This window comes from Paenibacillus darwinianus (genome assembly GCF_000598065.1).
Classification (GTDB): Bacteria; Bacillota; Bacilli; order Paenibacillales; family Paenibacillaceae; genus Paenibacillus_I; species Paenibacillus_I darwinianus.
The window spans coordinates 1-8,954 of sequence record NZ_KK082207.1 but is presented as its reverse complement, the minus strand read 5'-3'; the positions used below and the strand labels follow the sequence as shown (position 1 = coordinate 8,954).

The window sequence follows — 8,954 nt, the reverse complement described above, 5'->3', positions numbered from 1 at the left end:
CTGGAAAATTATGTCGCCAAACTTGGGTAATATCAATGTAAATCAACAAAATTACACAAGAAACAACAAACCATCATGGATTGGGGTGATCGATTGAACAAAACGGTTGTGATCGTACTAGATGGTTTGAGATATGATGTTATGTTGTCTTCCATGGGGTATTTGAACCACTTAATCGAGAAAAATCAGGCTGCGCTGTACAAGGTCAAGTCGGAATTGCCGAGCTTGTCCCGGCCCTTGTACGAAGTGCTGCTAACCGGTACGCCGAGCTGCATGAACGGCATTACGGCCAATTCGGTTGTGCGGTTGTCACGCTTCCAGAGCGTGTTTCACCTGGCAAGGAACAACGGGCTGAAGACTGCGGCGGCGGCGTACTATTGGGTAAGCGAGCTTTACCAACGGGCGCCGTTCGATTATTTCTCTGACAGGATCCAGCATGACGAGACTAAACCGATCCAGCATGGCATGTTTTATTACGACGACAGCTATCCGGATTCTCACCTGCTCGCCGATGCGGAATACCTTAGGAGATCGTTTGATCCTGATTTCCTATATATCCATCCGATGAATATTGACGACGCCGGGCACAAATATACTTGTGACTCCCCGGAATACCGCGGGATGGCTCTTAAGATGGACAGTCTGCTGGCGCTGCTGCTGCCCGAGTGGATCGAGGCGGGCTACCACATCCTTATTACGGCGGATCACGGGATGAACGCAGACGGCCACCACGGCGGTACCGGCGAAGCGGAGAGAGACGTCGGGTTCATCGCCATCGGCGATCATTTTCAACCAGGGATCTACACAGACGAATATTTGCCGCAGCTGGCGGTTGCTCCGTTAATCTGCGGACTGTTGAACATACCGATGTCGGCGGACATGGTGGCCATCCCGGTTCCGGGTTATCGGAATCAGGTGTAATCCATATATTCTGGTTGAAGAGAGGATGGGTAGAATGAAAGCTGCTGGAACGAAGGAGAGATTGTTGCTGCTAGTTTTGTTCTTATCTTTAGTCATCTTGTTGTCCGCATGCAGTTCAAAGACGAACAGCACCGAAGAGGAGAGCGCTGCAGGAGATCAGACCGGAAATGGCGCCGCTGCCGTAGCGGAAACGGTGAACGACAATCCGACGCTGAAAGAACTTGTTCCTCTTGCACAGAAGGAGGGGAAGCTGTCCAGTGTAGGCATGCCTGATTCATGGGCGAACTGGAAAGACACATGGACCGACTTGAAAACGAAATACGGAATCGATCATACGGATACGGATATGTCCAGCGCGGAGGAGTTGGCTAAATTCGAGACCGAGAAGAACAACCCGCCTGACATCGGCGACGTCGGGATCGCATTCGGTCCGCTTGCCGAGCAAAAGGGGCTCACGCTGAAGTATAAAACCGAATATTGGGACGAAGTTCCCGATTGGGCAAAAGACGACGACGGCGACTGGATGGTCGGCTATACGGGCTCGATCTCCATTCTCTGCAATAACACCCTGGTAGAACAATGTCCCAAAAGCTGGGCCGACATCAAAGCGGGCTCCTATAAAGTGTCGGTGGGCGACGTGACCAAGGCTTCGCAGGCACAGCACGCCGTATTAGCGGCGGCTATCGCGTTCGGCGGTGACGAAACGAATCTCCAGCCTGGCCTCGACTTCTTCGCGGGTCTGGCGGAACAGGGCCGCATAGCCAAGACTGACGTGACCGTGCCGACCATCCAGAAGGGGGAGGGTGAAGTGATTCTGCTGTGGGATTTCAACTCTCTCGGTTATCGTGAACAGATCGATCCGGGGAAGTTTACGGTCCATATTCCTGCCGAGGGCAGCGTCATTAGCGGATATGCATCGGTTATCAACCGGAACGCTGCAAACCCGAACGCCGCGAAGCTCGCCCGTGCCTATATTTTCAGCGATGCAGGACAAGTCAACCTGGCCAAAGGATTCGCTCGTCCGATCCGCAGCGGCGTGGAGCTGCCCGCTGAAGTGTCGAAGAAGCTGATCAGTGAAGATGAGTATGCGAACGTTAAGCCGATCAAAGACTTCGCCGCATGGGAAAACGCGCTTAAGGAGTTGCCGCAGTTATGGCTCGAACAAGTGCAATCCAAAATAAAATGATGCTCCTTGTGCTGATCCCGCTTGTCCTATGGATCGGTGCGTTCGAACTGCTTCCTATTATTCGAATGATTTTCATGAGCTTTCAGGATGATGCTGGCCAAGGGTTTACCCTTGGTCAGTATGTTGAAAGTTTTGCGAGCCCGCTCTACCGGCAGTCCATCGTCAACAGCATCAAGATTTCGTTCTTTTCGAGCGGTGTCGCGATGCTCATTGCCATCATTTGCGCCTATTCGATTACCCGTTTCACGACGAAGCTGCGGGATCGGATGCTAATGATTTCGAACATGATCACCAACTTTGTAGGCGTGCCTCTGGCTTTCGCTTATATGATCCTGCTTGGCGGCAACGGCGCCTTCATGGTCATGGCCCGGGAGCTGGGATGGGATTTGCTTGCGGGCTTCGATCTCTATTCCGGGTCAGGCTTGCTGCTGACCTATATTTATTATCAGACACCGTTGTCCATCCTGCTAGTCTATCCGATTTACTATGCAATCCGTTCCGAGTGGAAAGAGGCTGCCTCTCTGTTGGGGGCCTCGACGTGGAATTTTTGGCGGTATATCGGCCTGCCGGTGATGCTGCCGGGCCTGCTCGGCACTTTTAGTATACTGATGGCGAATTCGCTTGGCGCTTATGCGACGGCTTACGCATTGACGGGCATTAATTACAATCTGTTGACGATCCGGATCGCGGCACTGGTATCCGGCGATATTTTTCCGAATTTTCAGCTTGGCAGTGCACTGGCTGTCATTCTGGCCGTCATTATGCTGATATCTTTGTTTATCAATGAACAGATGTCGCGCTGGTCGAGAAGGAGAGGCTTATGAAGACGGTTGCAGCAAACGGCAAACGTAAAGCAGGCGGCAAGCGATGGCATGTTGCGGTCATCGTCGTTCTGTTGATCTACCTGTTCCTGCCCATCGTCGGCACGCTGTTGTTCTCGCTCGCAAAGGAATGGCAAGACGAAATTTTCCCTAATAGTTACACGCTTGAATGGTATGCGCAATTGTTGGCGGATATGAGGTTTTACGAGGCGATCGGCAGGACCGTTCTCGTCAGCGTGCTGACCGTCGCCATTACGCTTACGATCATGATTCCGGTCATTTTCGTGCTCCATGTCTATTTTCCGAACGGGGAGAAGCTCTTGCAGATTTCCATCATGCTGCCGTTTGCTTTTCCGCCGGTCGTGTCGGCTATCGGGTTGATCAAGATTTATTCCTCCGGGCCGCTTGCGATCACGGGAACGGTGTGGATTTTGATCGCCGTCTATTTCGTTCTCATCCAGCCCTTTATTTACCAGAGCGTTAGAAACAGCCTGAACACGATCAATGCCATCGATCTCGTGGAGGCGGCGGAGGTGTTAGGTGCAGGCAAGATGACGGCGTTCCGGAAAGTGGTGCTGCCTAACATTCTTCCGGGTACGCTGGTGGCGAGCTTACTGTCATTTTCGATGATTTTCGGCGAGTTTGTCATGTCGCGTATGCTTGTTGGAGGCGACTATGAAACGATTCAAATGTTTTTATACAATCAGATGAAAACTTCCGGACAATCGGCGAGCGCGGTCGTCATTACGTATTTCTTGTTGATCCTCCTGTTGTCGGGACTCGTCCTGAAGCTGGGAAGTTGGAAACCGAGAGGTTATAAGAAGGCCGCTCTTCAGGAGGAGGAATAACGTAACGATGAGCTTTGTACAAGTTGAGCATGTGATGAAAAGTTATGGCGAGGTACCTGTACTAAAGGATATATCGTTCTCCGTTGAAGAGGGTGAATTTCTGACGCTGCTAGGGCCGTCAGGCTGCGGGAAAAGCACGCTTCTGCGCGCGATCGCCGGTCTGAACGATATCGATTCCGGTAAAATGTTCATCGGCGGGCGGGACATTACATCGCTCTCCCCGAAGGACCGACAGGTCGGAATGGTGTTTCAATCCTATGCGTTGTTTCCCAATATGAGCGTGTTCGATAACATTGCCTTCGGACTTAAGATGGGCAAGATGAAGAAGGCCGAGTATACACCGCTCGTGGAGCAAATGATCGAGATCATCGACCTCAAGGGGAAGGAAAATTATTACCCGAATCAGCTGTCCGGCGGACAGCAGCAGCGCGTGGCGCTGGGACGTTCGCTCGTGAAGCGGCCGAAGGTGCTCCTGCTCGATGAGCCGCTAAGCGCGCTGGATGCGAAAATCCGGCGGTCTCTGCGAAACGAGATCAGGCAGCTGCAGAGAAAGCTGAATATGACGACCATCTTCGTCACCCACGACCAGGAGGAAGCTTTAACCGTATCCGACCGTATTATCGTAATGAATAATGGTGAAATTGAGCAACAGGGTACATCGGAGGAGATTTATACGTTGCCCGGAACCGAGTTTGTAGCCCGCTTTATTGGGAGTTATAACGTATGGAGCCGCCCGGAGATGGAGCAGGCGGGATTCGCCGATATTCCATCCGGAGACCTGTTCGCTATCAGACCGGAGGTCATCTCCATTGTGCCGCAGGCGGCGGTCGCAGCGCATGATGCTGGATATATGTATACGATTGGGTATATGAAACATTACGCCATTCTTGGTAATGTCGTTCGATATCATGTTGATATTGGCGGGTTGGATGCGTCGGTGGACGTCTTGAATGATTCAGGACTTTTGCACCTTAGGGAGAACGAGGCCGTTCGACTGGCAATACCGATGGAAAAGTGCCAACCGCTTAAAAAGTTAGGATAGGTGATTGCAGCCCATGTCCCTTTCTTATGAGGAACGTAAAAAGACCATTTTGGATTTGCTCGCAAAAGAAGAAAAGGTGAAAGTGCCGGCGCTGGCAGAACAGCTGAATGTATCCGGGGAAACGATCCGGCGCGATCTTGAACGTCTGGATAAAGAAAAAAAACTAAAAAAAGTATACGGTGGAGCGGTAAAGACCGGCTCTGATTCATGGGAGCCTCCGTTCGAATTGAAAGCATCGATGAACGCGGCGGAAAAACGCGCGGTCGGGAAGCTAGCCGCCTCTCTTGTGGAGGATGGCGATAGCATTATGCTGGGCAACGGGACGACGACAATGGAGATCATTAGATTTATCGGCGGCAAAAAGAACGTTACGCTCGTTACGCATTCCACGCCCGCGATGCTGCTTGCCATGGAGCTGTTTGAAGGGAGAATTATTTTTATCGGCGGCGAGGTGAACGTGGATCAGAAATCGGCGAACGGTCCGCTGGCCGAATGGATGCTCGAGCATCTGAAGGTCAATAAAACGTTCATTTCCGCAGGCGGCGTATCCGCAGTAGACGGCATTACCGACTATGACTTGCAAGAAGCGAACATATCCAAAAAAATGATGGAGCGTGCCGACGACGTGATCGTCCTCGCCGACTACACCAAGATGGGAAAAACCACATTTGCACGTATAGGCGAACTAAAAGATATTTCCGTCATCATTTCAAACAATCGGTGTCCGGACGAATGGAAGCGGATATTGGCGGAGAAAAACATTGAGCTTTTGCTTGCTGACGAGGAGGACACATTTTGATAGTCGATTGCCATTTCCACCTGGAGGAAGGCCCCTATTCCTTAGATTGGTTGAAACGCACGGCGAAAGCGCTGGAGGAATTGGAGAGAGAAGCCGGTGGCTTTACGCAGCCGGACCACACGCTGGCCTGGATGGACGAACTGCGGGCTAAGCTTTTGAAGAGGCTGGAGCAAGGGGGGTTTTCCAGCGAGTGGCTGGGTTATTATCTTCGGCGCGGCAAGCAGTTGGGCATCCAGCGGTTTGGCATCGTCGACCACCTGTACCGATTCGAAGAATTCCGTCCTTATTATGAGAAGCATATGACGCTCGACGATTCGAAGCTCGGCCGTATGCAGCAAAACTGGCTGGACCGCGTATGTATCGGATCGATTGAGCTGTTCATCGAGCTGGTTCGCGGTGCCCAGAGAGAGGGACATCGCATTGCGCTCGGCATCGAGGCCGATTATTTTCCCGGAGGGGAAGAGGAACTGCGATCACTGATTGCGAATTATGAGTTTGACTATATCATCGGGTCCGTTCATTTCCTGGACGGCTGGGGTTTCGACAATCCGCAGCTTCAGTATAAATTCAAGGAGCAGGATCTTGTGCAGTTGTACCGCCGCTTATTTGACTGTGTGCTGGGTGCGATCGGCAGCGGTATGTTCGATATTATTGCCCACCCGGATAATCTCAAGGTGTTTAATTACCGGCCGGAGGAAGCGCTGCTGCTGCCCATGTACGAGGAAGTGGCTGCGGCTATGAAAGCCGCGGATGTCTCGACCGAGATCAATACCGGTCTCGCCTATCGTTACCCTGTGAAGGAGATGTGTCCGAGTCCGGCGTTTCTCCGCATTATCCATAAGCATGGCGTGCCGGTTACATTAAGTTCGGATTCGCATTTTCCGGATGATATCGGAACCATGCTCGGGGAAGCCGCAGAGCTTGCGATCCGTACAGGCTATGAAGAAGTTGTCTATTTCGACCGTGGGGAGCGCAAAAATATGAAGCTAAAGGGATGATGGCCCATGGGAGTAACGTTGAATCCCGAGGTATGGCGAATCGATAATCTCGAGTTGACCGTCAGGTTGATTCTGGCTATCGTATTGGGCGGATTGGTAGGCCTGGAGCGGGAGCTCGGCGGGCATTCCGCAGGATTCCGAACGCACATTTTGGTCTGCCTCGGCTCTGCGGCCATCATGCTATTATCCATGTACGGTTTTTCGGAGTATGCTGCCGAACCGAATGTTCGGATTGATCCCGCCCGGCTTGCCGCGCAAGTCATCAGCGGGATCGGCTTTCTGGGGGCTGGGACGATCCTGCGTACGGGCTTGACCATTTCCGGTCTGACGACGGCAGCGTCGCTCTGGGTTGTGGCCGCCGTCGGATTGTCGGTGGGGGCGGGTTTTTATTACGGTGCATCCATTTCCGCATTTCTGGTGGTGATCAGCTTGTTCTTCCTCAATAAAGTGGAGAAAATTTTCTCCCGTGCCAAAAAGGACAGGAGCATTACCTTCATTCTGCAGCGCAGAATTAATAGTTTACAGCAAATCGTAACGAGTATGAATGAGTCCGGAATCAAGATCTACAAAATAACGATTGAGAACGAAGAGGCGGCGGATCCCTCCGTCGAGCCATTGATCATTCGGATGAATGTCAAGCTGAAGAAGACGAAGGCGTTCGATGAAGCGTTAATCAAGCTGGCGGGCATCGAAGGGGTTCTCCGCCTGGAGACGGCAGGAGACGCGTTATGAATGGGGACACAAGCGGCTGCGAATAAGAGAGGTTGCTCAAGCGCCTGTCCGATCTCTCGGCCAGGCGGAACAATAGGGAGACGGTTTTCAGTACACCGCGACAGGCCCCCGGGAACTTCCCGGGGGCCTTGTACTTGGCGCGAATTATGGGCGTGACGAGCGGACCTTCATCACCGATGATTGAATGGGATGGACCGATCATTCAGACAATCGCGTATTTCTCGGTCAATATGGACAGCAGTTGAATGCCGACCTCATTGCCGTTTGCGGATTTGTTCGAATACGTCGTGGGGCTGCTGTTCGGAGGCAGGCATTCTGAGCTGCAATAAACGCAGAATTTGTTCGGCTTGCCCCTGCGTCAGCGGAGCTGCAGAATCTTTTAACTCATAACCCAAGCGACCATTGACCTCGATGGTGGCCGTCCGGATGTCCGTAATATTGGAAATTCCTTTCTGCCTTAACCGCATTTCAAGCTGCTCCATGGTCATCCGCAGCTTGACCAGGTTATGGGTAATGATTTCACCGTCTTGAATGACTAAAGTGGGTTTTCCTATGAACAGCCGCTCGAAGTAGCGTGACCGTAGGGCAATATATTGAAAGACAATCAAAATAAGAACAAATAATCCGATGCAAGTTATCGTCTGCCAAAGCTTTCTCTCGGCTATTGCATGACCGATTATGGTTCCGATGGAGAGCACGGTAACCATTTCGAGCGGAGTCATTTCGGCAATGGCTTTCTTTCCAGCCAGCCTAAGCAGAATAAAACCCGCAATGATGATCACTGCGGCTTCATAAATAAACGTAAACATGTGCATATTGGGCTCCTTCATCAATTGTGTTATCATTATTGCCTGCTTCAGGCTAGGTTACACAATCTCGAATTGGCTCAGACTGCAAACGGTGTTATCGTTTGTGACTTATATGCGAACCGGGGACTTGAATGCGGCTGTGGACTATTTGGTCCTCATCGCCGAAGCTTCAGGCTCATGCCGCACCCGGTAGGATTCAAAAAGGGCGGAGGCTATGTTAAAATTTCTATATTAAGAGGGACGAGACTCTGGCAGGGGGGGGGGCCATGTATAGAATAGTGCTGGTAGACGACGAAGCGGGCGTCCGGGAAAGCATAAGAAGAAGGATTGCGTGGAACGAGCATGGCTTCGAATGCATGGCTGATTGCGAGCACGGCTTTGATGCGCTGGAGGCGGCGGAGAGGTACGCGCCGGATGTCGTGCTAACCGATATCAACATGCCGTTTATGGACGGACTGGAGTTGACACGGCGACTGTCGGGGCTTTATCCGAACACGAAGGTCATTATCCTGACCGGCTTCGACGACTTCGAATACGCGCAGCAGGCCGTAAAGCTGAAAGTAAACGATTTTATTTTGAAACCGGTTACAGCTCGTGAATTGACGGCAGTACTGGACAAAATACGTGCCGAACTGGACGACGAAAAGTCCCGGAGGGAGGATATGGAGCTGCTCAGGAGGCAGCTGCATGAGAGTATGCCGGTGCTCCGGGAACGGTTCCTGGAGAGGATGGTCAGCACCGACGTCAGCGCGCGTGAGATGAAGGAGCGGATCGCTTATTTCATGCTGCCGTTGAACG

The 8,954-nt window shown here is 51.9% G+C and carries 10 protein-coding genes; 9 read left to right on the top strand and 1 reads right to left on the bottom strand.

Going from position 1 to position 8,954, the window contains the following annotated elements:
- The first annotated feature begins 75 nt into the window (after positions 1-75).
- From BG52_RS13705 to BG52_RS13670, 8 genes are read left to right on the top strand one after another with little or no spacing between them, the layout of a single operon-like run.
- A complete protein-coding gene (locus tag BG52_RS13705) occupies positions 76-921 on the top strand; it encodes an alkaline phosphatase family protein (RefSeq protein ID WP_036667492.1) in 846 nt (281 codons plus the stop codon).
- Positions 922-955: 34 nt separating this feature from the next.
- Entirely contained in the window at positions 956-2,107 is a 1,152-nt protein-coding gene (locus tag BG52_RS13700) for an ABC transporter substrate-binding protein (protein ID WP_036667491.1), read from the top strand.
- On the top strand, positions 2,074-2,931 hold the full coding sequence (locus BG52_RS13695; protein ID WP_036667490.1) for an ABC transporter permease: 858 nt from the start codon (positions 2,074-2,076) through the stop codon (positions 2,929-2,931). Before BG52_RS13700 ends, BG52_RS13695 begins: the two co-directional genes overlap by 34 nt.
- The gene (locus BG52_RS13690) at positions 2,928-3,776 is read left to right on the top strand and encodes an ABC transporter permease (protein WP_081793903.1); all 849 of its coding nucleotides are present in this window, start codon (positions 2,928-2,930) and stop codon (positions 3,774-3,776) included. Before BG52_RS13695 ends, BG52_RS13690 begins: the two co-directional genes overlap by 4 nt.
- Before the next feature lie 7 nt (positions 3,777-3,783).
- Positions 3,784-4,818 carry an ABC transporter ATP-binding protein gene (locus BG52_RS13685; RefSeq protein ID WP_036667489.1) on the top strand — a complete coding sequence of 345 codons (1,035 nt, stop codon included), beginning with the start codon at positions 3,784-3,786 and terminating at the stop codon, positions 4,816-4,818.
- 13 nt (positions 4,819-4,831) lie between these two features.
- Positions 4,832-5,617 (top strand): DeoR/GlpR family DNA-binding transcription regulator, encoded by a 786-nt coding sequence (locus tag BG52_RS13680; protein WP_036667488.1) that lies wholly within the window; start codon positions 4,832-4,834, stop codon positions 5,615-5,617.
- Positions 5,614-6,615 (top strand): PHP domain-containing protein, encoded by a 1,002-nt coding sequence (locus BG52_RS13675; protein ID WP_036667486.1) that lies wholly within the window; start codon positions 5,614-5,616, stop codon positions 6,613-6,615. Before BG52_RS13680 ends, BG52_RS13675 begins: the two co-directional genes overlap by 4 nt.
- A 6-nt stretch (positions 6,616-6,621) precedes the next feature.
- The gene (locus BG52_RS13670) at positions 6,622-7,347 is read left to right on the top strand and encodes an MgtC/SapB family protein (RefSeq protein WP_036667485.1); all 726 of its coding nucleotides are present in this window, start codon (positions 6,622-6,624) and stop codon (positions 7,345-7,347) included.
- 254 nt (positions 7,348-7,601) lie between these two features.
- Here BG52_RS13670 and BG52_RS13665 read toward each other — a convergent pair whose 3' ends face one another.
- Entirely contained in the window at positions 7,602-8,156 is a 555-nt protein-coding gene (locus BG52_RS13665; protein ID WP_036667484.1) for a DUF421 domain-containing protein, read from the bottom strand.
- A 266-nt stretch (positions 8,157-8,422) separates the two neighbouring features.
- Between BG52_RS13665 and BG52_RS13660 the strand changes: the two genes are divergently transcribed.
- Positions 8,423-8,954 (top strand): response regulator (locus BG52_RS13660; RefSeq protein ID WP_036667483.1); only part of this gene is annotated, 532 nt, incomplete at its 3' end.